14 protein-coding genes are annotated in these 23,956 nt (G+C 60.8%); 6 read left to right on the top strand and 8 right to left on the bottom strand.

The genetic code is table 11. The features are described from left to right. Positions 1–29 precede the first annotated feature (29 nt). The 4 genes from J2S32_RS09295 to J2S32_RS09280 all read left to right on the top strand — a co-directional run bounded on the left by J2S32_RS09295 (position 30) and on the right by J2S32_RS09280 (position 6,456). Positions 30–1,682 carry an L-lactate permease gene (locus J2S32_RS09295; RefSeq protein WP_397333643.1) on the top strand — a complete coding sequence of 551 codons (1,653 nt, stop codon included), beginning with the start codon at positions 30–32 and terminating at the stop codon, positions 1,680–1,682. After that, positions 1,679–2,917, top strand: a complete 1,239-nt coding sequence (locus J2S32_RS09290) for a cation:proton antiporter (RefSeq protein WP_047822095.1) — start codon at positions 1,679–1,681, stop codon at positions 2,915–2,917. Before J2S32_RS09295 ends, J2S32_RS09290 begins: the two co-directional genes overlap by 4 nt. Before the next feature lie 120 nt (positions 2,918–3,037). Beyond that, entirely contained in the window at positions 3,038–5,458 is a 2,421-nt protein-coding gene (gene ppsA / locus J2S32_RS09285; RefSeq protein ID WP_088712495.1) for a phosphoenolpyruvate synthase, read from the top strand. Continuing rightward, on the top strand, positions 5,455–6,456 hold the full coding sequence (locus J2S32_RS09280) for a hydroxyacid dehydrogenase (RefSeq protein WP_046904082.1): 1,002 nt from the start codon (positions 5,455–5,457) through the stop codon (positions 6,454–6,456). Before ppsA ends, J2S32_RS09280 begins: the two co-directional genes overlap by 4 nt. 4 nt (positions 6,457–6,460) lie before the next feature. On the opposite strand, the gene mrdA is transcribed toward J2S32_RS09280, so the two are convergent. Together mrdA and J2S32_RS09270 are read right to left on the bottom strand one after the other, a co-directional pair. After that, the gene (gene mrdA, locus J2S32_RS09275) at positions 6,461–8,368 is read right to left on the bottom strand and encodes a penicillin-binding protein 2 (RefSeq protein WP_253520442.1); all 1,908 of its coding nucleotides are present in this window, start codon (positions 8,366–8,368) and stop codon (positions 6,461–6,463) included. Between the two features lie 255 nt (positions 8,369–8,623). Further along, positions 8,624–9,346, bottom strand: coding sequence for a lysophospholipid acyltransferase family protein (locus tag J2S32_RS09270; RefSeq protein ID WP_047822097.1), 723 nt, complete (start codon positions 9,344–9,346; stop codon positions 8,624–8,626). A 207-nt stretch (positions 9,347–9,553) separates the two neighbouring features. Here J2S32_RS09270 and J2S32_RS09265 point away from each other — a divergent pair, with 207 nt between their 5' ends. Together J2S32_RS09265 and cls are read left to right on the top strand one after the other, a co-directional pair. Beyond that, positions 9,554–10,147, top strand: coding sequence for an RNA polymerase sigma factor (locus tag J2S32_RS09265; RefSeq protein WP_120108418.1), 594 nt, complete (start codon positions 9,554–9,556; stop codon positions 10,145–10,147). Between the two features lie 288 nt (positions 10,148–10,435). Further along, entirely contained in the window at positions 10,436–11,857 is a 1,422-nt protein-coding gene (gene cls, locus J2S32_RS09260) for a cardiolipin synthase (protein ID WP_253520440.1), read from the top strand. Positions 11,858–11,966: 109 nt separating this feature from the next. Here the strand turns inward: cls and J2S32_RS09255 are convergent, their stop codons facing one another. The 6 genes from J2S32_RS09255 to J2S32_RS09230 all read right to left on the bottom strand — a co-directional run bounded on the left by J2S32_RS09255 (position 11,967) and on the right by J2S32_RS09230 (position 23,864). Next, positions 11,967–20,186, bottom strand: coding sequence for a GH36-type glycosyl hydrolase domain-containing protein (locus tag J2S32_RS09255; RefSeq protein ID WP_253520438.1), 8,220 nt, complete (start codon positions 20,184–20,186; stop codon positions 11,967–11,969). Further along, positions 20,186–21,211, bottom strand: coding sequence for a universal stress protein (locus tag J2S32_RS09250; protein ID WP_165859652.1), 1,026 nt, complete (start codon positions 21,209–21,211; stop codon positions 20,186–20,188). Before J2S32_RS09250 ends, J2S32_RS09255 begins: the two co-directional genes overlap by 1 nt. 360 nt (positions 21,212–21,571) lie before the next feature. Next, the gene (locus tag J2S32_RS09245; protein ID WP_046904089.1) at positions 21,572–21,757 is read right to left on the bottom strand and encodes a YHS domain-containing protein; all 186 of its coding nucleotides are present in this window, start codon (positions 21,755–21,757) and stop codon (positions 21,572–21,574) included. Positions 21,758–21,759: 2 nt separating this feature from the next. Next, entirely contained in the window at positions 21,760–22,875 is a 1,116-nt protein-coding gene (locus J2S32_RS09240) for an NAD(P)/FAD-dependent oxidoreductase (RefSeq protein ID WP_082134958.1), read from the bottom strand. Between the two features lie 9 nt (positions 22,876–22,884). Next, positions 22,885–23,580 carry a methyltransferase family protein gene (locus J2S32_RS09235; RefSeq protein ID WP_253520436.1) on the bottom strand — a complete coding sequence of 232 codons (696 nt, stop codon included), beginning with the start codon at positions 23,578–23,580 and terminating at the stop codon, positions 22,885–22,887. A gap of 2 nt (positions 23,581–23,582) precedes the next feature. After that, complete coding sequence (locus tag J2S32_RS09230; protein ID WP_224199591.1) at positions 23,583–23,864, bottom strand: DUF2933 domain-containing protein; 282 nt, start codon at positions 23,862–23,864, stop codon at positions 23,583–23,585. Positions 23,865–23,956 lie beyond the last annotated feature (92 nt).

Below are 23,956 nucleotides of genomic sequence, written 5' to 3'. Positions count from 1 at the left end.
CCGTAATCGCCGGCCCTCTTTCCCGTCCGATAGACGAGACGCAGTCTGGCGCTGCTTACGGCCGAGCGGAGGGCGACATTACATTCAGCCTATTTCTTGCAGCGCTTTCGCCCCTGCTCGCGGTTCTGCTTTTCCTTGTCGGTCTGCGGATGCCCGCATCGCGGGCCATGGCACTGGCCTATCTCGTAACCGCCGCTGCCGGCTATTTCCTGTGGCACATGGCGCCCCGCACAATCCTCGCCGCTTCGATCGAGGGTTTGGCGATCGCGGCCTCGGTCTTGTGGATCATATTTGGTGCGATACTTCTCTTGAGGCTCCTTACCGAAGGCGAGGCGATGGCCCGGATACGCGAAGGATTCGCGGCCATATCGCCGGAACCGCGGGTCCAGCTCATCGTCATCAGCTGGACCTTCGGTGCTTTCCTCGAAGGCGTCGCCGGTTTCGGCACACCGGCCGCCATTACCGCTCCGCTGCTTGTGGCGCTTCGTTTCACACCCATGGCAGCCGTGTCGCTTGCACTGATTGCCAATAGCAGCCCGGTTGCCTTCGGTGCGATCGGTACGCCGGTGGCCATCGGGCTGCGCGAAGGACTCCGTCAACCTGCCGCAAATGGCGGGCTCGATAATCTGATCGAAAACTCGGCGCAGATGGCAGCTGCAATTGATCTGACTACCGGATCGCTCGTCCCGTTCGCGCTCATCCTTATCTATTCGCGGTTCTTTTCCAAAGAACGAAGCTGGTCCAGTGCGCTGGGCTATTGGCGGTTCGCTCTGTTTGCCGGTCTGGCTTACACCATACCTGCCTTTATCGTCAGTGCGACGCTAGGTCCCGAACTTCCCGCGCTTGCCGGCGCGCTTTGTGCCATCGTGCTCGTGGTTCCAGCAGCCCAACGCGGTTTCCTCAAACCCAGATCTGGCGCAGCCACTTCGGGCGCGCCGATTGCCGTAGAACCGTCACGCGTTACACTGAAGCGAGCCTGGGCACCCTATCTCTTGCTCGCCGCGCTCCTTCTCGTGAGCCGCGCAGATCTGTTGCCGGTTAAACAGGTCATGCAGGATGTCTCGTTTGCCTGGCTTTCGGTCTTGGGGACACCGATCAACATTGCGATTGCGCCGCTATATTTGCCGGGTTCGATGTTTTTGATCGCGGGTCTTTTGGCCGTCTTCCTTCTGCCTCTCGACAGTGAGCGGCTCCGCCGCGCTGGCCGGGACACCCTGAAGATCGCGGCCGCAAGCGCTGTGACGCTTGCAGCGGCGGTCCCGATGGTGCGCGTCTTTGTGTATTCGGGAATCAATTCGGACGGTCTGCCCAGCATGCCAATGGCGCTTTCGGTTCTTGCGGCCGATGCCGCCGGACAGAACTGGCCGGTGATTGCACCATTCATCGGAGCGCTGGGCAGTTTTCTCTCAGGAAGCGCGACCTTCAGCAATATGACATTTGCCCTGTTTCAGTTCACCGCAGCCAATCAGGCCGGACTGCCACCGGAAACCGTCCTTGGCGCCCAGATCCTTGGCGCGAGCGCGGGGAACATGGTGTCGGTCGTCAATGTGGTGGCAGCTGCAGCCGTCGTCGGCCGTGTCGGGCGCGAGGGAGAGATCATCCGGGTCACGCTTGTGCCAATGCTCGCCTATACTGCCGCCGTTGGCCTTGTCGCAGCTGCCGCAATCGGGTTCGCACGATGATCGAGCATGTGCTGCATCTCATTCTCCTGCTGCTGGCGGCGAGATCCTTCGGAGAGATTGCAACGCGCCTCGGCCAGCCCGCGCTGGTGGGGGAGATCGGGGCCGGGCTAATACTGGCGGTTTTGGCGGCCTCCCTCAACGCTCCGTTTCTCGCCGAATTGTCGCGCAGCGCCTTTCTCGACCTTGCCGCCGAGTTCGGAATTTTCTTCCTGCTGCTGCTTGCCGGCCTCGAAATTGCCCCCGGAGAGCTGTTCAGACATTCGGGTCGCTCGGCTGCCGTGGCGCTCGGAGGCGTGCTGTTGCCACTCGCTTTGGGCATGGCCCTTGCGTGGTGGGTGCTTCCCGACAACCCGATGAAATTCGTCCAGGCTCTGCTGGTCGGCGTTGCATTGTCAATTTCTGCGGTCCCGGTCGCCATCGGCGTGTTCATGGATCTCGGCATGGTCCACACCCCAACCGGTCGCACGGTGATCGCCGCTGCAATTCTCGACGATATCATCGGACTTGTGCTCCTCGCGATCTTGACCGGCGCAATTGCGGCAGGTTCCGTCCCGGGGATTGGGGCGATGTTGCCGCTGCTTGGCAAAGCCGCGCTGTTCTTCCTCATTGTCGCTGCCGCCGGCTATTTCGGGGCGCCGAGGATCGCCAATCTGATCTCGCGCCTGCGGATTCCCGCCCCTGAGTTTACCGCGCTCATTCTGACAGCCTTGGGGTTTGCAGGGCTGGCCGAACTGCTTGGCATGGACTTCATCATCGGAGCCTTCGCCGCCGCCCTTCTGTTCAACGCCAAGAGCCTGGGTCAAGCCTCTTTCGCGCGCCTGAAAGCAACGGTCAGCGATCTCACGATGGGCTTGCTGGCCCCGCTTTTCTTTCTTTCGATCGGTATTCGCGTGGATTTCGCGGCCCTTGCCATCATTCCTGGCATCGTGCTGGCGCTGATTCTAGTCGCACTTATGGGCAAGATCATTGGCGCCGGGCTTCCTGCTCTGCTTTCTGGTCTCACCCGCAAGGAGGCGCTCGGGGTCGGGTTCGGCATGAGCGGCCGCGGGGCGGTTGAATTGATCATCGTGAGTATCGCATGGGAGGCAGGGCTCTTCGATTATCCCGGCACGGTCGTCGCCAATCTCTTTTCCGCTCTCGTCCTCATGGCGCTCGTCACCACGATTGTCACACCCATCGGACTGCGCTGGCTTTTTCGCGAGCGGGGGCAGCAGGGCTGTAATCGGCCGGGCTGAAAACCGTCTCACCATATGGACGATGCTTCGGCGGCGACGGGTAAGATTTAGCCGCCGCTCGAGGCAACGTCCACGTTCGACCACTGCCGAGCACCGCTCGCGAATGACCCGGAGATTTCGATGCCCGACGCCCTTATTGCCTGGTTTGAGGATATTGGACGCGGCGACGTCGCCATGGTTGGCGGAAAGAATGCTTCGCTCGGTGAGATGGTCGGCGCGCTGTCGAAGCGCGGTATCAGAGTGCCGGGAGGCTTCGCCACAACGGCGCAGGCCTATCGGCACTATATCGCGGCCAACGGCATTGAACCCGAAATGAGGCGCTGGATCGAAGCGCTCGATGCCGGGCGCGCCTCGCTTCAAGTGGCAGGTGCTGCGATCCGGCATGCGTTTCTGGAAGGGGCGTTTCCACCGGAGATCGAGGCGGCCATCGGTGAAGCCTATGACGCTTTGTCTGCGCGCAGCGAACAGGATGCGGTCAGCGTCGCGGTCCGCAGCAGCGCGACAGCGGAGGATCTTCCCGAAGCGAGCTTCGCCGGGCAGCAAGAGACCTTTCTCAATGTCACCGGGAAGCGCGCACTTCTCGATGCCTGCAGGCGCTGCTTTGCCTCGCTCTTTACCGACCGGGCGATCAGCTACCGTCAGGCACAGGGTTTCGACCATATGGATGTTGCCCTGTCGATCGGAGTGCAGCGCATGGTGCGCTCGGATCTCGCTGGATCGGGGGTCATGTTTTCAGTCGATACCGAAACGGGGTTCCCCGACGTGATCGTGATAAGTGCCGCCTGGGGGCTTGGGGAGACTGTCGTCCAGGGCTCGGTCGATCCTGACACCTACCGTGTCTTCAAACCCTTTCTCGAACGTACAGATACGGTTCCGCTTATCGAGCGCAGTCTTGGGGCCAAGGAGCGCAAGATGATCTATGCGACCGGCGGCAGCGTCAGGACGTTGACCAAGAGAACCACGCGCCGCGAACGCGAGACCTTCGTCCTCTCCGATGACGAGGTACTTGAGCTGGCGCGCTGCGCCAAGACCATCGAAAAGCATTATGGTCGCGCGATGGACATGGAGTGGGCGAAAGATGGTGCAACCGGCGAACTCTTCATCGTCCAGGCCCGCCCGGAAACGGTTCAGGCGGGCAAGGCAGCGGGAAGACTGACTACCTACAGGTTGAAACAGCGCGCCGAACCGCTGCTTACGGGCGCGGCGGTCGGCGAGGCGATCGCCACCGGGGAGGTTTGCGCGATCCGGGACGCCTCGCAGATCGAGGCTTTTCGAGATGGTGCAATCCTTGTGACAGGCATGACCGATCCGGACTGGGTGCCAATCATGAAGCGCGCAGCGGGTATCATCACTGATCACGGCGGAACTACCAGCCACGCAGCGATCGTCAGCCGCGAACTCGGCGTGCCGGCCATCGTTGGGACACAGACAGCGACGCGCACCCTGCAGGACGGGCAGCCCATCACCCTGTCATGCGCGGAAGGCGACCGCGGTGCGGTCTATGAAGGGACGCTCGAGTTCGAAACCATCGAGTTCGACCTGGCGGATCTGCCCGAGACCGAAACCGATGTGATGCTGAATATCGCGAGTCCGGCCGCCGCCATGCGCTGGTGGCGCCTTCCCGCGCGCGGAGTAGGCCTCGCGCGGATGGAATTCGTGATCAACCACCTGGTCAAAGTTCACCCGATGGCGCTCGTCGCCCCGGAGAAGGTCACAAGCGAGGATGCCAGGCGCGCGATCGCCGAGCTTACGCACGGATATGCCGAGCCTACCGACTATTTCGTCGACACGCTCGCGCTCGGCATAGCCAAGCTCGCGGCCCCGTTTCATCCGCAGCCGGTGATTGTCCGCCTCAGCGACTTCAAGACAAACGAATATGCTCACCTTCTCGGAGGAGAGGCCTTCGAACCGGATGAGGAAAATCCGATGATCGGATGGCGCGGCGCTTCGCGCTATTACAGCCCAGGCTACAAGGCGGGTTTCGCGCTCGAATGCCGCGCTTTGCGGCGCGTACGCGAGGAGATCGGCTTTGAGAATGTCATCATCATGGTGCCATTCTGCCGTACGCTCGCCGAAGCCGATCGGGTCCTCGAAGTGATGGCGGAAAACGGTCTCGAACGAGGCCGAAACGGTCTCCAAATCTATATGATGTGCGAGATTCCGGCGAACGTCCTGCTCGCGGAGGAGTTCGCACAGCGCTTTGACGGATTTTCGATAGGTTCCAACGATCTCACCCAGCTCGTGCTCGGGATCGACCGCGATTCCGAGCTTCTCGCCGATCAGTTCGACGAACGCAACGAGGCGGTAAAACGGGCGATTGGCGAAGCCATTATCAAGGCGCACCAGGCCGGGATAAAGATCGGAATTTGCGGCCAGGCACCGAGTGACCATCCCGAGTTTGCCGGTTTCCTGGTCGATTGCGGGATCGACTCCATTTCGCTTAACCCCGACAGTTTTGTTGCCGCAGTCAAGGTGGTCGCTCAAGCCGAGGCCATGTCGGATAAAGGCCGAGCACAACCGGCTGAGGGTTCGCGGATATGAAGGTCGTCATCTTCGAGGCCGAGGAATGGGAGGCGAGGGCATGCCGCGCACTTTCCGGCAATCACGAACTCACTTGTGTCAAGGAACGGCTGACATCTGATAACGCGGCAAAATACAGCGATGCCGAAGTGATCAGCACATTCATCAATTCACGGCTCGATGCAGAAGTCCTGCGCCACTTCCCCGAGCTGCGGCTGATCGCCACCCGCTCGACCGGCCACGACCACATCGATCTGGCCTGGTGCGCCGCAGAAGACATCGAGATCGCCAACGTTCCCGACTATGGTGATGTTACTGTAGCCGAGCACAGTTTTGCCTTGATGCTGGCTGCCGCGCGATATCTCGTTCCGGCGGTCGAACGTACACGGCGCGGAAATTTTTCACAGGATGATCTGCGCGGTATCGAGCTGCGCGGGAAGACCCTTGGCGTCGTCGGGACCGGCCGCATCGGGCGCCGCGCGATCGAGATCGCGCGCGGGTTTGGCATGAATGTCGTAGCGTTCGACGTCGATCCGGATAGCTCTGCGGCAGCAAATCTCGGCTTTACCTATTTGCCTTTCGCCGAACTCCTTTCCCAAGCCGACATCGTCACATTGCATCTGCCGGCAACCCCTCAGACCCAGGATCTCCTGTCCGATGCCGAGTTCGCTGCCATGAAGACCGGCGCGCTCCTGATCAATACGGCGCGCGGCAACATCGTCAGCGTTCCCGCTCTGGTGCGCGCGCTGGCGGAGGGGAAACTCCGCGCCGCTGGCCTTGATGTGCTCCCGCAGGAGCCGCTCGTCCGTGAAGAGGCAGAAGTGTTTCGCGGACCGCCGCTGGAGAAGGAGAATTTGGAGGCCCTCGTGGCCAATCATGTGCTTCTGCGCTTTCCGAACGTCATCGTGACTCCGCATGTCGCCTATAACACGCATGAGGCGGTCGCGCGCATCATCGAGACGACAATTGAGAATATCGAAGCTTTTGCAATGGGTTCGCCGAAGAACCTCATTGTTTAGGGGGTCAGTCGCTCGGTGTGCGGGCGGCGAATTCTGCCGCTTCGCGCGCCATTCGCTCCTCGATTCCGCCACCCCAGCCATTCTCCAGTGATGCCAGGCGCTTCATGGCTTGCCGTTCGTCAAACAGATAGAGCAGCGTATCGCTTGCGATGGGATAGGCCGCTCCAGACCCTCCGCCATGTTCGATTACCACCGCCACCGTATAGCGGGGCCGGTGAACCGGCGCATAACCAACGAACAATCCATGATCGCGCAGCTTCCAGGGGAGAGAGGCATTGGAGCGGACGCCGCGGCGACGTTCGGCCATCGTGATGCGGCGAACCTGCGCGGTGCCCGTCTTGCCCGCCAGCTTGATGTTCGGAAGGGGAAGGCGGGCGCGGGTTGCGGTGCCCTGGCCATTGACAACATCCTCCATTCCCTGGCGGACGATCGCAAGCATTCGGGGGTCAATTTCGAGTGGTGCGGCAGGCGCCTCCTTTGCGGCAAGTAGCTTGGGATGGGTTTTCTCACCGGCGGCAAGCCGCGCCGTCATGACCGCAAGCTGCAGCGGGTTGGCGAGCAGATAGCCTTGCCCGATTGTCGCATTGACAGTGTCATAGGCTTCCCAAGGCTCGTTGTATCGTCGCCGTTTCCAGGCAGGATCGGGGACAGTGCCGTAATACTGATAGGGAACCGGCAAGCCTAAAAACCGCTCGCCAAGCCCAAAACGTCTGGCCATGTCGGCAATTGGCTGAATGCCCACCCGAATGCCCATGACATAGAAATATATGTCACAGCTTTCTGCAATCGCCCGGTTCATGTCGACTACACCGTGGCCACTACGGCGCCAGCAATGGAACGTGCCGCCGGCAATGTTGATCCGGCCGGTACAAAGGACGGTTTCGTCTGGGTCGATGTTCTCATTCAGCAAAGCCAGGGCCGTGATCGGCTTGATGGTCGATCCGGGCGGATAAAGTCCCTGGAGGGTCTTGTTTCTGAGTGGAACGCGTTCGTCTTGCGACAGCATGTCCCATTCGAACTGGCTGATCCCATCCGAAAAACTGTTGGGATCGTAGGCTGGCATCGAAGCCATAGCGAGAACGCCGCCGGTGACCGCGTCGAGCACCACGACCGAGCCGGACTGGGTGCCCAGTCGCCGCGACGCATAGGTTTGAAGCCCACCATCAATGGTCAATTGTACGCTTTTACCTATAGTGTCGGATCGGACCTCTAGCTCGCGTACGACCTTGCCCGTGGCTGTCACTTCGGCCCGGCGCGCGCCGGGCTTGCCCGTCAAATGCTCGTCGAGCGTCTTCTCGAGCATATCCTTGCCGACTTGCATGCCCGGAACCATTAGCAAGGGATCGCCGGTTTTTTCATACTCCTCGCGGCTTGGGGCTCCGACATAGCCGAGCAAGTGAGCTGTCGCGGCTCCTGCTGGATAGTGCCGCGAAAACCCTCTCATCGGGGATACGCCGGGGAGGTCGGGAAGGCGTACATTTACAGCGGCATATTGGTCCCACTCGACATCGCTCGCAACCCGCACGGGCTGGTGATCCAATGCTTGTTCGAGGTCGGTCTTGAGGCGGTCCGTCTCATCGGCGCTAAGATCGAGCAGCTCGGCAAGCTGCTTCACGACCTTATCGGCGTCCTCGAGGCGATCGGGCAGGAGATCGATCATGAAGACCGATTTGTTGGTGGCGAGGGGGACGCCCGTGCGATCAAGCAGCAATCCGCGCCTCGGCGGGATCAGGCTCAGCTGAAGCCGATTGCTCTCGGAGAGCAGTTGCCATTTTTGGTTTTCGGCGATCGCAAGCCAGGCGAGCCGGCCTGCCAACACACCGCCGAGACCGAGCTGCACCGCGCACAAGATTGTCGCCCGGCGAGAAAACTGCTGCTCCAATATCCTCTTGTTCGTTGGCGGTTTCGCCACACACACTGCTCCTTATTGCAAGACTCCCGGTTTTGATTGTCCGTCCAGACCGGCTCCTGGTGCGCGCTGGCCTGCCCGGGCGGCACCTCATTCGGATAAACAGACGCGGGGCGCGCTTGGTGATTACGAGAACGTCGCCGACGGCGAAGTTCAGAACAAATGGGTGTTGCCTCTCGCAATGAGATGCAAGATCATGTTCATGGGAGCGCAGGCCTCCTCATCCTCATAGGGATCCGGGCCCTTTCGGCGGTCAGTCTAGGCCTTGTTCAGATTGGCGACTTCGACCGCGAGGGACCGCTGTGCCTGCGCGACAAGAACTCCATGATCGGTAGCAGGTGGGATCGGCGGGAGTATCGAAACGGTAATCGATCCAGGATGCAGCCGCATGCCCTGCCGCCAGAGCCGGCCGGCATCGTGGGCAACGATTACTGGGGGTATCGCCAGATTTCGATAGAGCAGTTCCACTCCGCGCTTGAATTCGATCGGGCTTCCCGGCTGCTTGCGTGTGCCTTCGGGGAAAATGAGCACCGAGCGACCCGCCGCTACTTCCGCGCGGCAGGCCGCAAGCATTTCACGCAGCGCCCGCGCCGACTGAGCGCGATCGACCGGGATCATGGGGGAGTTCTTCAGGAACCATCCTATCACAGGCAGCGCCAGAAGCTCACGCTTGGTGACAATCGCCACGTCAGGGAAGAGAACGAGTGCGGCAAACGTTTCCCAGGCCGATTGATGGTTGGCGATGATGAGGACGGGACCCTCGGGCAGGTTAACGCGTCCCCTTTCCGTATAGCGGATTCCGGCCAGCGCAGCGAGGAGACAGAGAAGGCCGCGCGCCCAAATCCGGGTGAGCTGCCGAATGATCCGCGGCGGACGACCCAGAAGAACCAATAGCGGGATCAAGGGCGCAAAAAGGAGAGTCCACACCGCCGCCGACACTGCAAAGGCGAGACTTCGCATAGTGGTGATCAGGCGGCTCATCGGGTTTTCTCGTCTCGGTGCAGAGGATTTCTAAACGGGCTGAAACAAGAGACGGGGCACGGCAGCTCGGCTTACAGGACGAAGCGCATCAGCGCGTTGTTTCCCGGCCGGAACCTCTCATCATCCGCCGAAACACCAAAGAAATCTGAGGGGCGGGGCCTCTCCCTGCGTATTCCAAGTAGGTGGAACTTCGGTGGGGAAGAACTCATGCCATTATCTTACGCCGCACAATCAGAGGATATTGTTGCCGAAGAGCAGGAGCGTTCCGAACCTGAGAACCGGCGAGAGACGAACAGAGAGATTATTGAGCGGGTTCTTGTTGGCGATTATGTCATCTTCCGCCGGCTTGCTCTCAAGCGTCTGCGCGACCGCCTCGCGGCGGATGATGTCCTTCAGTCCTTCTGCGTCAAAGCGCTTGAGCGCGCGCATCAATTGCGCGATGAAAATGCCGTCCACGGATGGCTGCGGCGCCTCTTCGAGACGACGTTGCTCGACCATTACCGGGCCTCGGCGCGGCTCAACGCCAAAACGACCCCGCTTGAACCCGGCGGCCCACCCTTGGAAGAAATCTCGGGAGAGAGTTTGTCGGTCGATGAAAGCGAGGTGGTCGAGGAGGTATTGGCGACGCTTCGGCCAGCCTATACGCAAATCATCCGGCAAATGGACCTGGGGCGGGACGAGCCTTCAGTCATCGCTTCGCGCCTCCACATTTCGCCCAACAATCTCGCCGTAAGACTCCATCGTGCCCGCGGCGCATTTCGCGATGCTTTGGCCGACACCCCTATTGCTTTGCAAACTTGAGGAGCCGACGCGCTCGTGTGGGCGGGCAGAGACTATGTCATGCCTATTCAGTGAGACCGAAACGAGGTCTGCGCTGTAATAGCAGGCGCGCTCCCGCGTCTATGTACATGCATGCGAGCTCTAAGGGTCGAATTGTCGGGACCATTTGGCTGCGTAAAAGCCCGAACCCGCCAAGCTCGTTGCCGCGGCGATGCCTCCAACCCCGCGCCTCGGCAGTGCGGCACGCCGTGATCCTCCCCCCTCCTACGGCGTGCCGCCATTGCTTTCCGACAAGCGGGAGCAAGACCGGTGTCTGATACGCTCTTGCTATTCCTCACGCTGGATTGGCTCGCGCGGTTTGCTATCTTCGCGGTGATCATTTTCAGCCGACCAGCGGTTGGCGCACAGGGCTGGCTCGCGCTGGTTCTCGTCTTCCCCATTCCAGCCATTCTCGTTGTTCTCTGGGCGTTCCGTCCGCTGGCAACGGCGCGCAGGCGTGCGCGTTTTGCTGAAGCGCGCAGGCAGCTCAAGATTGCGCGCCGCCAGATCCTGATGTCGCAGCACTGCTCACCGCCGCAGCTTCCCGCGCATCTTGTTCGGGCAGCGCAGCTCATCGAGCGGGTCAATTTGTTCCCTGCGGTGGGTGGAAACAACATCGAAGCGCTAGCGGATTATCAGGAAGTGATCGACCGTCTCGTGGCCGACATTGGTACTGCCCGGCACCATGTTCATCTCACGACCTACATCTTCTCCGACGATGCTGTGGGCAACCAGATCATCGCGGCGCTCGTGGCTGCCGCAAGCCGCGGGATAGAATGCCGGGTTCTGATCGATGCGCTCGGTTCCTATTGGTGGTCCCGCCGGATCATTCGAAAACTCAGGAGCTGCGGGATAACGGTGCGCCGCGCGCTGCCCGTATCGCTAACGAACATGGAGGCCCTGCGGCCCGATCTGCGCAATCATCGCAAGCTCGCTGTGATCGACGGACGGCTCGGATATATCGGCTCGCAGAACGTCATCAGCGCCGAGCTACCGGGAGGTCAGCGCAGCAAGGAATTCGTGGTGAGGGTCAACGGACCCGTCGTGCTCCAGATGCAGGCGCTCTTTGCCAATGACTGGTTTTTGGAATCCGGCGATCTGTTGAGCGACGGGGCGCTCTTTCCGCATGAACGGTCCGCAGGGGCGGCGCGCGCACAATTGGTGGCTGGCGGACCCGAATATCGGCGCTCTGTCATCCGGCTGCTGCTCGATGCGCTGGTGCATACGGTCGAACACCGTCTGGTCATCACGACCCCCTACTTCGTGCCGGACGAAGCGCTCCTGCTCGCGCTCGAAGGGGCCGCCGCCCGCGGTGTCGAGGTCTGCTTGATTCTACCGAAGAAGGGCGACCATCGTCTGGTCGATCTGGCGCAGCGCTCTTTCTTCGATCGAATGCTGGAAGCGGGCATCGACATACACCTCTATCATCGCGGCTTCCTGCACGCCAAGCATGTAAGCGTCGACGATGACCTCGTCCTTGTCGGTTCGATGAACATCGATTTGCGCTCGCTGGAGTTGAACGGAGAAGCTGGCCTCCTCATCTATGATCAGGACACAACCGCGCGCCTGCGCGAAGAGGAGGCGCGCAACATTGCGGGGAGTGAGCGCTTGGTTCGCGCCGAATGGAATGCCAGACCTGCGCTTGCCCGCGCTGCGGAAAATGCAGCACGGCTCTTTAGCCCGCTATTATAGGATCAACTTTGCTTTGCACGGCAGACTTCGCGTCGCGCATCTTTGCCAAACACCCCGCCAGGATTTTCACGCGCTGGGAGGAGCGTTTTAATAGCTCCGGGCGGAATTCTCAGGCAGGGGAGGGGTGTTGTACATTGCGTCCAACAATGCGGACCCGAAGTTCGACTGTTTCGCCATTCTTCGGGAGTACAATCGCATTCCCGGCATGAGTTTTGCCATCAACGGTGAGTTCGACGTCAGCGCAGCCAAGCCCTTGCGGATCTTCGACTTTCACTGACACCAACCCGCCACCAACGCGCAGTGTCGCGCTGAAGCCGCCCCAGTTGGGCGGGATACAGGGATTGACGATGAGTTGGCCATCGATCTGTTGCAACCCCAGGATGCTTTTTGTGGCGAGCTGCCATGCCCAGCCAGCGGCCCCAGTATACCAGCTCCAGCCCCCTCTGCCCGTATGTTGCTTGCCCGCAGATATGTCTCCGGCGACGGCGTAGGGCTCCAGGCGATAATGCTCGGCCTTGGCGTGATCGTCAGAGCGACGGACGGGGTTGATCATGTTGAACAGGGCAAAGGCCTTCTCGGGGTCCTTCACCCGCGCAAAGGCCATGCCCAGCCACGCGGTCGCATGCGAATACTGACCCCCATTTTCGCGAATTCCCGGGGGATAGGCCTTTATGTAACCGGGATCGATCAAGCCTTCGTCAAACGCGGGCCAGAGCAGCCTGGCCAACTGGTCTTCCTGCGAAACAAGCATATCCCATGCGGACTGGAGAGCCTCGCTCACGCGCTCTTGATCAGCCGAGGCAAAGGCCGCCCATGACTGCGCGATCGAATCGATCCTGCATTCGTCGCTTTCTGCCGAGCCGATGGGCCGCCCGTCATCATCGAACGCGCGCAAGTACCATGAGCCATCCCACGCGCTTTCTTCCGCGCGCCGTCTTATCTCGGATGCCCGTTCTTCCCATTCTTTCGCCTCGTGCATCCGACCGGTCCGGCGGCAGATGTCGGCGAAGCCTTGCGCTGTGACCGTGATAAACCATGCCAACCAGACGCTTTCGCCATGGCCCTTCGCGCCGAGGCGGTCCATTCCATCATTCCAGTCCCCGGCGCCGATCAGCGGCAGTCCATGGGCCCCGACTGCCAGAGCGCGGTGCAGTGCGCGCTCGCAGTGCTCGAACAGCGAGCCGCGCCACTCGGTCGCATCGAATTGCGCATATCGATTGGCTTCGTCGGGGGCGAGTTCATCGGCATCGAGGAACGCGACTTCCTCGTCGAGGATATCAAGGTCACCGGTCGTCGTGACATAGATGCCGACAACATAAGGCAACCAGAGTAAATCGTCGGAAAAACGCGTTCGCACGCCGCGATCAGCAGGGGGGTGCCACCAGTGCAGAACATCGCCCTCTACGAATTGATGCTGCGCGCTTTCGAGGATGTGCGCGCGAGCGAGCGCCGGCGCGGTGTGGAGAAGCGCAAGAACGTCCTGCAATTGATCGCGAAAGCCGAAGGCCCCGCTCGACTGATAGAATCCCGTGCGCGCGAGAACACGGGACGACAGCGTCTGGTAGAGCAGCCAGCGGTTGACCATGACGTCGAAAGCAGGGTCCGGGGTTGAGACTTGAAGGGCGCCGAGTGTCTCATCCCAGAAATTCTCCAGCGCTATCATTGCCGTCTCTGCCTCGTCTGGCTCACGCCAGCGCTGGGCGAGTTCCATGGCCGCATGGTGGCCTAGCCCTTGGCCGAGCACGAACAGGATTTCTTCTTCCTCGCCCGGGCCAAGATCGAGGTGTATCTGATAGGCTCCGCATGTATCGCCGCCCGCGCATACGCTGTTGGTTAGACCCCATCGCCGAAGCGCCGCGGGATCCGCCGGGTCCCCACCCCTGCCGATGAATTCGCCGCGGTCGGTCGTGAAGCCGTGCGGTGGGCGGTTTGCCGTGAGAAACGCCACCTGTCCGGCAAAATCGCTGTTCCAGCGGTTCGTTGCCGTGATGGTCTGCGTCTCGGTGTCAAAGTCGCAGACTATGTGCGGGCGTGCGATACTGGGAAGAGAGCCGAGCAGCCACTCGGCATAATAGGTTGCGGTTACGCGCCGGTGCCGGTCTTCGCAGTTGCGGATCCGCAGCCGAACGATCTTCACCGATGCATCAAGCGGTACGAACATTGTGAGCTGATGGGCCAAGCCGGCGAACCGTTTTGACCATGTAGTGTAACCCGCGCCATGCCTGACTTCGCAGGCAGCGGCATCGCCAACAGGAGCAGGCGTTATGGTCCATACCTCGCCAGTTTCCTCATCACGCAGGTAGAGTGTTTCGGAGGGACGGTCCGTGACCGGGTCGTTCGACCATGTTGTGAGACGGTTCTCGCCGCTGTTTATTGCCCAAGTATACCCCCCGCCAGCTTCGCTTACGAGCGCGCCGAAGTCACGGTTGGCGAGAATGTTGCACCACGGAGCAGGCGTCGCCTGCCCGGGTTCGACGAAGATGACATATTCGCGGCCATCCGCCGTGAACCCACCCAGACCATTGTCGTAGAGAAGGTTCGCTGAACGTTCGAGCGATGTCATCGAGGGATGCTGCGCAGCCCTTGTTGCAGAAAACAGCGGCAAGCGGTTTGGCACATCGTGCGCTTCTTCCAGCTGTTCCTGCAAACTACCCCGTGCGTCGTCGAGGGTGACACGCGCCGTGCTCTCCAGAAGGCGCACCCGATCCGCACCGATCTGATCCGCGAAAACGATATGCACGCCGCCCTTGCGTCCAAGCAGCTCCGCCATCTTCGCGCGTTGCAGCGCCTCCCTGAGCTGGTCGAGCACCGGTTCGATGTAAGCTGAGCCGGCAAGCTGGAGGATCACCAGATCCACCTCTAGTCCGTGCCGCCGCCACAATCGATGGGCGGCGAGGAGGACGGGCAGCAGGGTCGTGGTCTCACCGGCAGACCGCAGCAGAAGGATGGGGTAATCGCCGGACACGCCCATCCCCCACAAATCCGCTTGTCCGAGACTGTTCTCGTTCTTGATCGTCCGCGCGCTCGATGGGGCGTTCTGCGGATAGATGAGAGCCGAAGCGAGCTGCTGCACGACGGGCAGGTGTTCGGCTTCGATGTTCATGTGAACCAGGGAGCGTGCATTTTCGGTTGCCGTATCGTGGAGCGCCCATTCGATCGAATCGAGAGACGAATGACGCTCGGCCAGCTCGACGGCGGTTTCGCGCGACGCGGCTGCGACTGTCAGGAAACAGATTTCCCTAATCTCGAACGGCTCCAGGTCGATGAGGTGTTGAAGAGCCATGACCGGGTCCAGGGTCCACCCTTGGGTGTTCTGCACGGCTTCGGTCGCTCCTGTTGGGGAGCGCAGGCTTTCATGACGCCTGATGAAGGCGCGCCGGTCGGTTTCGAAGCGGGCATTGCGAACCGGTCCCCCGCCATCGACCGCAAAATGAAGGAGCACCGGCGGCGTGTCCTGTGGCGCGCGCGCGCGGCGCTCGAACAGCAGACCACCAAGCGATGGGACATGCTCGCTCTTGATAAACAGTTTGCTGAATGCCGGGTGCCGCTCGTCCTCGAGCGGCTCGCCGAGCACGATCTCGGCATAGGTCGTCACGCGAAGCTTGCGGTGACGGGAACTCTCGTTGATGAGCCGCAAGCGCCGCACCTCGATGTCGCTTCCGGCAAGAACGCCAATCTCGAGACGCGATACAACGCCTTGATCGCGCCGGCGAATTACTGCCTGGTGCGCATGGCATGTGACCTCGTACTCTTCCGCTTCGGACCCGGTTGGTTCGAGCGTCGCCGACCATAGCCGTCCGGTGTCTTCATCGGCGATGTAGATCCAGTAACCGTCCGCGTCGTGAGTGGCGTCGGCCACGAAGCGTGTCAGCGCCCGGTGATGCCAGCGCAGTCCGCCGCTACCGCTATCAGAGAGCCACGTCGATAAAGGCCCGTTTCCAAGCAGGAGCATTTGCGGCACGGATGCTTCGCGCCTGGGTTGCCATGACGCAGGCAGAGTGACGGGCGTTCCCCGAACCATGGAAATCGTAGGGTCGGCAAGCCTGTCAATTTCTGGTGGAATCTCGCGTGGCACCCGTTCGCTCAACAACAACATCGTGGGCCGCATTCGTGGATCTTCGGCGAAACGGCTAGCGAACCGGTCTGAGAACAGCGCATTGACGATCGCCGACAGGAGCATGCCTTGGTGGTGTGCCATATAAGCATTAACGGTCCGGGGACCGCTGCCCGGGGACCGCTCAGGCGTGAAGTCGAGCGCTTCGACCAGGCCATATCGACCGCTGCCGCCCGATCGTGTCAGCAGCCTGAGGTTCGCTACTGCCTTCTTTGGTGCAACTGCCAGTGCAAGCGCAGTTGCGTAAGGCGCGACAACCATGTCCCGCGAGAGGCCCCGTTTCAAGCCAAGTTCGGGAACGCCGAACCCTTGATACCTGTAACGGTGTTCAGGATCGCGAGCGGAATATGCCGATTCCGAGATACCCCAGGGAACGCTCTGGGCTCGCCCGTAGCGCTCCTGGACGTCGACCACCATCCGCTCGCTCTCGCCCAGCAGCGTGCCGGTGTCCGGCTTGAGCAGCAGGCGCGGCATAAGATATTCGAACATCGAGCCGTTCCAGGAGATCAGCATCGCTCCACCCTCGACGCGCCGTAACGGGCGGCCCAGATGGAACCAGTGTTCTGGCGGAACATCGCCTTTTGCGATGGCGAAAAAGCTCGCTAGCCGTGCCTCGGAAGCGAGGAGGTCATAATAATGTGTATCGGGACGTCCCAGACTGACATTGATGCCAATGCGCAGGAGGCGCCGGTGCTCGTCATAGAGAGGCGCAAACTCCATTGAATAGGCCATCTCGATTGCTTGGTCTGCGAGGCTGGACAGTTGGTCAGCCGGGATACCGCCGTTCCCCAGGTCCCGGCACATCGAACGTATCTGGTACTGCAACCGATCGACGAGCACCTCGATGTCGACCAGATGGTTCGGCGCTGCCTTTTCGGACTGCTCGCCCAGACCAAGCGCTGCCTCCATCTCCGGGATCAATACCTCGCAGATATCCTGCAGGCCGGCCATCCAGTGGGCACGGTCTTCCTCGACACCCTCCAGGCGCGACCTTAGCTGGGTGATCCAACGAGGAAGCGCTGCATCCTCAGAGTTTTGCGCGACTTGTTCGATCAGATCGATCACATCGATCAGGCCGCGCCAGCGTTGCTCCTCCATACCTTCCGCACGCCGCGCCTCACGCAAGGAAGCAGCGTAGGCGAGCAGGGCCGCCGCGAGATTGCCGCTGTCCACCGTCGAGACATATCGAGGTTCCAGCGACGCGAGCGTTCTTGTGTCGTACCAATTGTAGAAATGTCCTCGATATCGTTCCAGGCGATCGAGCGTGGCGAAAAGGTTCGCCGTCCGCGCCGCGAGTTCCGAACGGCCGATGTAACCGAGGTCCCAGGCTGCGGCTGTCGATAGCATCAACATGCCGATATTCGTCGGTGACGTGCGCTGCGCGATTTCTGCATGCGGAGCGCCCTGGTAGTTGTCCGGGGGGAGCCAATTGTCTTCCGGACCAGCGAAGGTCTCGAAGAAGAGCCAGGTCCGCCTCGCCAGGCCCCGCAGGAAGCGCCGGTCATCCTCGGCAAGCGGTTCCGCATCTTCGCGGCGTTCGCGGGCCATCGCCCAAGTGATTTCCGGCGCGGCGATCCAAAGAATGAGCAGCGGAAGGGATGCGGCCAAAGCGTCAGGTTTGATGGCGGCAAGAAGCGCCGCGAGAGCGACCGAAATAGTCGGTCCCAACCACATCTTGCGCCATATGACACCTCGCGCTCGGTTCGAGCGGAGGTCGGTGGCGGAGTGCGCGGCGCTTGTCCATTCGAGGAGGTTGCGCCGGCTTGCAAAAAGCCTCCAGAGCGTGACCGCGATCGCACGCACCGACAATATGGCGTCATCGAGCAGATAGACGACGGCCAGAAACCAGCGGCCGGCCTGATCGCGCAATTGCGGCCCCAGGCTACGCGATGTCCCACGCCGCCGTCCTGTCGCCAATCCGGTCACCAGATCGGTGAATACCTGGCCCGCTGGCATGAAGAAGGCCAGCAGGCTCCAGAACCAGGCTTGTCCCGGCAGGATGAGCCAACCCGAGATCGCCAGCAAGATCGTTGCCGGGGCAACCAGACTCCGCCTCAGATTGTCAATAATTTTCCATCGGTCGATGGCGGCGATCGGATTTGGGGATCTTGTGCCATCTGATCGCCTCACCTTGCCTGCCAGCCATGGCAGGAGCTGCCAGTCCCCGCGGATCCAGCGATGCGCGCGCCGCGCATATTCGAGGTAGTTTCCGGGAAAGCCTTCGAACAGGACGATATCGCTGGCCAGACCAACCCGGCCATGGACACCTTCGAAGAGGTCATGGCTGAGAATGGAATTTTCGGGCACGCGCCCGGCAACGCTGCGGTGGAAAGCATGAAGGTCGTAAATGCCCTTACCGACAAAAATTCCCGCGCCAAACAGGTCCTGATAGACGTTCGAGACAGCCCGGCTGTAGATGTCGATTGACGTATCGCCGGCAAAGAGCCGTGCGAACAGCGTTCGCGATCCACTCTGGGGCGAAATCTCCACCCGAGGCTGGATGATCGTATAGCCTCCAAGCAACGTTCCAGTGTCCGGATCGAACTTGGCCTGGTTTAGTGGATGGGCAAGCGTGCCGACGAGCTTTCGCACAGTGCCTGTAGGCAAGGTGGTGTCCGCATCGAGAGTGACGACGAAGCGAATATTGCGGGGTATTTCGCGCGAGCCGACATGTCGATGGAATGCTCCACCATCGCCTTCGATGAGCATGTGATTGAGCTGCTCAAGCTTTCCGCGCTTGCGCTCCCATGCGAGCCAGCACCCTTGTGCTTCACAATATTGTCGAGGGCGCATCAGCAGGTGAAACGGCTCGCTTCCCTCGCTGCGATAGCGAGTGTTGAGCGCGAGAATCTCCCTTTCTAGTGCCTGCTCGATTTGCTTGTCCCCGGCAGTGCTTTCGCTCGCCGCGTCGGCGAGATCGGCCAGGAGCACTACGTCCACCATCGGCTCGCCGTTCGAAAGCCAGTGGTTCTCCAGCTTTTCGATCAGGAAAGGCACTTCGTCCTCGCGGGCGATCACGACCGGGACCGCAATCAGCGTAGCGCAGTCCTCCGGCAGCCCGTCACCAAAGTCGAGTTTGAAAAGAACTCGCGGTGGCAAGAGACGCGTGATCGACCAATGCAAGAAAGTGATCGCGACAACCGAGGCGGGAATGAGCGACAAGGACAAGCCGGCGAACCATCCCGTCGCGCCTGCGTCAGCGGCGTCGAGATATATCGCTGGCAGCAATAGGGCCCAGACAAGGAGCCCGATGAGCGAAACGAAGTAGACCGGGCCAGGATGGCGCAAGGCATAGTCCAGAAGCCGAACCCGAGCCGGGAATACCGCTCCCGTCTGTTGCCGGAATGCCCGGCGTCCTTCACCGGCGAGCCAGAATCCGACGTGATGAGATCGGTCGTCAGGCAAAGCAGCGCGGCTTGCTTGGATCGCCTCGAGTGCGACATCGGTCTCGGATAAATCGCCATATTCCGCCAGTTCTTCAACCGCGCGGCGATAGCGATCGCGGCTATCGAAATCCATCTGCCCGTAATATCCGGATGGGTCGTTTCGCAAGATCTGTTCTACCGGACTTACGTCGTCGAACAAATCCTCCCACGAGATGGCATCAAGGGTACTGAGATTGGCGATCGCGCGTGCGACCCGTTCATTTGCTTCCAGTGCATGCGCCTCGCCTGCCCATGAGGTGGTCGCGACGGGCACGTCGAGCTGATCGCACAGCAGGGTCGACAGGGTTTCCACGAGGATCTCGACGCAAGCGATGCGAAGCATGGCCGGGAACGCCCAGAGTTCTCCGATGCGGAGCGGCGCCGTGCGCTGATAAGCGATCAGGAACCGGCTCAGGGCCGATGCCGAAACCTGCATTCGGCTCAGTTCGAGAAAACGGTGCGCGAGCACGAAGGCACGCGGGAAGCCAATGGTTTCTTCACCCTCGAGGGCTGGCAGTTTGCTATAGAAGCCGGTCGGCAGATCCTGTTTGATCTGCCTCAGCGCGCGGTGGACCACATAGTCATTGTCGAGCAACCATTCCGCCGCCTTGCTGGCTTCGGCCCCAGCCTTGGCGCATGCCAGGCAAGCCGCACGCAGCCACTCGAGGATGGCATCGGTTCCCGTGCGAGCGGGAATCTCTTGCGCTGCTTGCGGGGATATCCGGTCCTCCTCGGCAAACTGGATTGCAGCATGATCGAGCGCCGAGAAATCGCTATTAATGTCCGACATCAGCTGGCGAATTCAGTTTCCGCAGCGAGGGCCTCGAACATGAAGCCAGAGCGGCCCGGTTTGGCCAATGGAATCCGAAGGTCCGGTTGGACGATGAATGTCGGGCAGGGCGCACTTTTCGCCAGAGCGCCGGCGACACTTCCGTAGGGCGCGCTGGCAAGGTTGGTCTGGCCATGGGAAGCGACCACAACAAGGTCGATTTCGAGGCGGGATGCGATCAGATTGAGCCGCTCGCACGTTTCGCTGTCGGTTCCGAAATACACGGTAGCGTCGATGCCTTGCCGCAGGAGCCTCAACTTCCATGTTTCGAGATAGTTGCGGGCGCGCGCGGAGGTATTGCTCCTATCGGAACCGGCCTGTGTTTCGAGTGAGGGCAACTCGGCGGTTGGAGAAACAATGTGCGCCAGGATCACTTGCGCTTCTAGCGACTGGGCAAGCCTTGTGACAACCGGCAGCACGCTCTCGGAATTGGGCGATCCATCAAGCGGCACCAGAAGTCTGCGGTACTCGGCCGAACATTTCCTTTCGCGTCCCGAAGGAAGTAGAAGCATGGATGCTGCGCCGCTTGTCAGCAGCCGGTCGGCGGTGGTGCCCAGGCCTGAATGTGGACCTCTCCCGCTATGCCGCGCGAGGACGAGGACCGACCCGCGATGACCCTCCGCCCAGTCTATCAGCCGTTCATGGGCGGTCCCCGGGAGAACAACGGGCAGCACATCCGAGACCGTCTCGCTTGCCTCCCCAATAAGCTCGCCTATGCCGTCGCGGCATTCGGTGAAGCGCAGGTTCCACTCGATCGGGTCGGCAGGAAGAACCCCATGCGGGGCCGTTTCAACGATCTGGGCAAAGCCAAGCTGCAGGTCGAGAGCTTTCGCGATTGCGCGCGCGTGCCGTGTCACTTCGAGGCGGTTCATGTCTTCGTCCAGACAAGCAAGAATTTGCGGCGCTTGGCTAGAAAAGCGGGTGCGTTCGTCTCCAACCGGCGACCTCAGCACCGTGCTGGCACGTGATCGGGTATTCGTCGACATGGCAGTACGCTCCGGCATCATCGTTTCGCCCAGGCAATCATGCCTGGTGCCCCCGCGAATGGATTTTATGGCACATCGGCCATCAGACGCAGGAAGCACCGGCATGGTCTCACCAGCCTCATGCAGGGCAGCGAGACTTCTTCTCGAAAGCCGGCCGATCGGGGAAGGCCGACATATACTTGGACGCGAGCGGCACTGATCAATTACACCCGCACCATTGGTTCGCGTGCGGTCTCGCGTTCCAAGATCGAACCGGGATTATCGATCGGTGGAGGCTCTGGCCCGGCGGGGCATCTTGCTCACCAGACTGCGCGCAAGGGTCGATGCGCATTCGCCTCCAAACGAAGAGGCTCTGCCCTGTCAGGGCTGCGCAATGTGCGCCGGCGGCCCGCCTTGCTGCCGATCAATGTATTTCTCGGGGCGCTGATCGAAGCGCCGCACGCACTGAGCCGAGCAGAAGAAATAAGACCATCCCAAAAATTCACGGTGGGCCTCGACGGTCTCTAGCGGAATGCTACGCTGGCATACTGGATCGGTCACCTGCATCGTCAGAACGCCGTTCCATGTTCGCACCACACGCAATTGCAGTCCTGATGGTCGCAACTTGGGTCATGTAAGCCCCTGCGCAGGCGACGTTCTGCAGCGGGGAAGAGCATAGCGTGGAGAGATGATGCCGCATACAGCTTGTGCAGCCTCTCTCCCGTACTGGCTTGCATCAGTTTCGCTGTCACCCAATGGCGTCCTGTCGTTCCGATGCTGTTGAAGACAAAACGATTGACGATGCCCGCTTTCATTCTCGGTAAAAGCAAACGGCGCCACAATTGCTCATAGCTTCGATTTTCGAGGATGCTTTGTGCAGCGAGCGCGCCCGAAGTGATTGAATAGCGTAAACCAAACCCCGCAAGGGCATCTTGGAAACCAGCATGCTCGCCCGCAACCGGATGGCGCCCCTGGACTGCGCTTCTTGGGAGTCGCAGATTTCCATAACCGCCGAAGGCTTGTTCGTTACGCATCACGAGCCCGACTTTCTCCCGGAAGAAATCACAGGTTCGCTCGACAAATTCCTGTTGCCGTTTGAAGCCGCTAAAAAGACACGCTGCGATAGTCCCGCGGCCTTGATGGACGAGGAGATAGGCATAGCCTCGCGGTGCCAAACGGTCGTCGAAGGCAATGTAAGCTCCATCTTCACACTCGGTTTCGAATACATATCCCGAGGCGATAATATCGGCTTTGCGCGGTCCCCCGGCGAGGATCGTTTCTCCCTCGGTTTCGCGAACGCGACTCCCGAAATGGACCCGCACACCAAGCGCCTCTGCCTGCTTGAGGAGCCCATACTCGAGGCTTTGCACCGATCCGCCGCGCTCAACGAGATAATAGAGTGGGCGGCGCGCTGAAATCTCGTGCCGCCGTCCGCGCGCATCGAAACCCGTGCCTGTCCGGACTGGATGGGCCAGGAAGTTGATATCGATCCCCCAGCTTTGGAGTTCGCACAGCGTATCCTCGTCGCAGCTCCAGTTTTCAAGGCCCTGGAAATCGCCGTGAAACCGCGCCCCGACGTGGCGGTGCCATTCGTGAAGCTCGACATCCCTTCCGCCTTTGGCGAGCACGATCGCCGCGGCGAGACCCGCCGGACCTGCGCCGACCACTGTAACGGCTGCGCTCATTAGGTCAGGTCAGTCGCGAACCGCGCCCCGGCAGGAATGGAGCAAGTTATTGTCACCTCCCTGGCTTGGCGGAGACAGCGTGCGAAACTTCGGGAAAAACCGGGGAACGCGTGCTGCGTACTGACGATAGCGTTCGCCGAACTCGGCGAGTGCCTCTCGCTCCTCCCGCAGCGACAGCCGCCAGTACATGAGGAGGAGGATCGGGAACATGGCCAGCGTAAGTATGGTCGGCCACTGAACCAGAAAGCCCAGCATGATGAGGACGAAACCGACATATTGCGGGTGGCGGATGCGAGCATAAGGTCCTTCGGTTGCAAGTGCCCCCCCCTTCTGTGCCTGATAGAGCACGCGCCACGCGGCCGACAAAAGGATGAAACCACCTCCGATCAATCCAAAACTGAGGAGGTGGAACGGACCGAAATGCGGATTGCCGCGCCAGCCAAACAGCATTTCGAGCAAATGACCGGAATCGTGCGCGAACCAGTCAACCGACGGATAATTGCTCTGCAGCCATCCGGACAGGAAGTAGATGGTAAGCGGGAAGCCGTACATCTCGGTGAAAAGCGCCACGAGAAAGGCGCTGAACGCCCCAAAGGAGCGCCAATCGCGGCCCGATTTCGGCTTGAAAAAGCTGAACGCAAAAAGAATGAAGATCGCCGAGTTGAAGGCGACCAATATCCAAAGTCCGTATGCGGAATCGTGCATCGTCAGCGCACTCCTCTTTCGTTGCCCGGCCGGTCATTAGCCGCATAGCGGGAGGCAGTTTTCTTGGACGCGCTATCGGTTGTCTGGTCATGTGCGCCATGGTGCCCGGAAGGTGGTGTATCGGCCTGGCCATGCCCGCCGTGTCCGCCATGCCCACCGTGCATGAAGAGGTGGATGCCCACGCAAAACGCCAGGATCAATCCGAGCAGATAATAGTCGCCGGGGATATGGGCCTGATGCTCGAACAGCAGCAGAAACCCGGCGGCGAGAAGAAACACGATCACCGTTATTCCCGCGCGCGTTCCAAAAAATGGCCGATCCGGACCACTTGTCCCCTTTCGCATAGTTATTCCTCCATCGCAGCGCCGCGCCTCGT

The sequence above is a fragment of the Qipengyuania citrea genome (genome assembly GCF_024171405.1).
In the GTDB taxonomy this organism is placed as follows: Bacteria; Pseudomonadota; Alphaproteobacteria; order Sphingomonadales; family Sphingomonadaceae; genus Qipengyuania; species Qipengyuania profunda.
The sequence above is the reverse complement of the archived record's forward strand: the minus strand, read 5'-3'. Positions and strand labels throughout refer to the sequence as shown.

Excerpts from the sequence above, each read along its gene's own strand:
- J2S32_RS09270 (WP_047822097.1), bottom strand. The coding sequence starts at position 9,346 with ATGAGCCGCCTGATCACCACTATGCGAAGTCTCGCCTTTGCAGTGTCG.
- J2S32_RS09250 (WP_165859652.1), bottom strand. The coding sequence starts at position 21,211 with ATGTCGACGAATACCCGATCACGTGCCAGCACGGTGCTGAGGTCGCCG.
- J2S32_RS09255 (WP_253520438.1), bottom strand. The coding sequence starts at position 20,186 with ATGTCGGACATTAATAGCGATTTCTCGGCGCTCGATCATGCTGCAATC.
- J2S32_RS09290 (WP_047822095.1), top strand. The coding sequence starts at position 1,679 with ATGATCGAGCATGTGCTGCATCTCATTCTCCTGCTGCTGGCGGCGAGA.
- ppsA (WP_088712495.1), top strand. The coding sequence starts at position 3,038 with ATGCCCGACGCCCTTATTGCCTGGTTTGAGGATATTGGACGCGGCGAC.
- J2S32_RS09280 (WP_046904082.1), top strand. The coding sequence starts at position 5,455 with ATGAAGGTCGTCATCTTCGAGGCCGAGGAATGGGAGGCGAGGGCATGC.
- J2S32_RS09245 (WP_046904089.1), bottom strand. The coding sequence starts at position 21,757 with ATGCAGGTGACCGATCCAGTATGCCAGCGTAGCATTCCGCTAGAGACC.
- J2S32_RS09240 (WP_082134958.1), bottom strand. The coding sequence starts at position 22,875 with ATGAGCGCAGCCGTTACAGTGGTCGGCGCAGGTCCGGCGGGTCTCGCC.
- J2S32_RS09235 (WP_253520436.1), bottom strand. The coding sequence starts at position 23,580 with ATGCACGATTCCGCATACGGACTTTGGATATTGGTCGCCTTCAACTCG.
- J2S32_RS09265 (WP_120108418.1), top strand. The coding sequence starts at position 9,554 with ATGCCATTATCTTACGCCGCACAATCAGAGGATATTGTTGCCGAAGAG.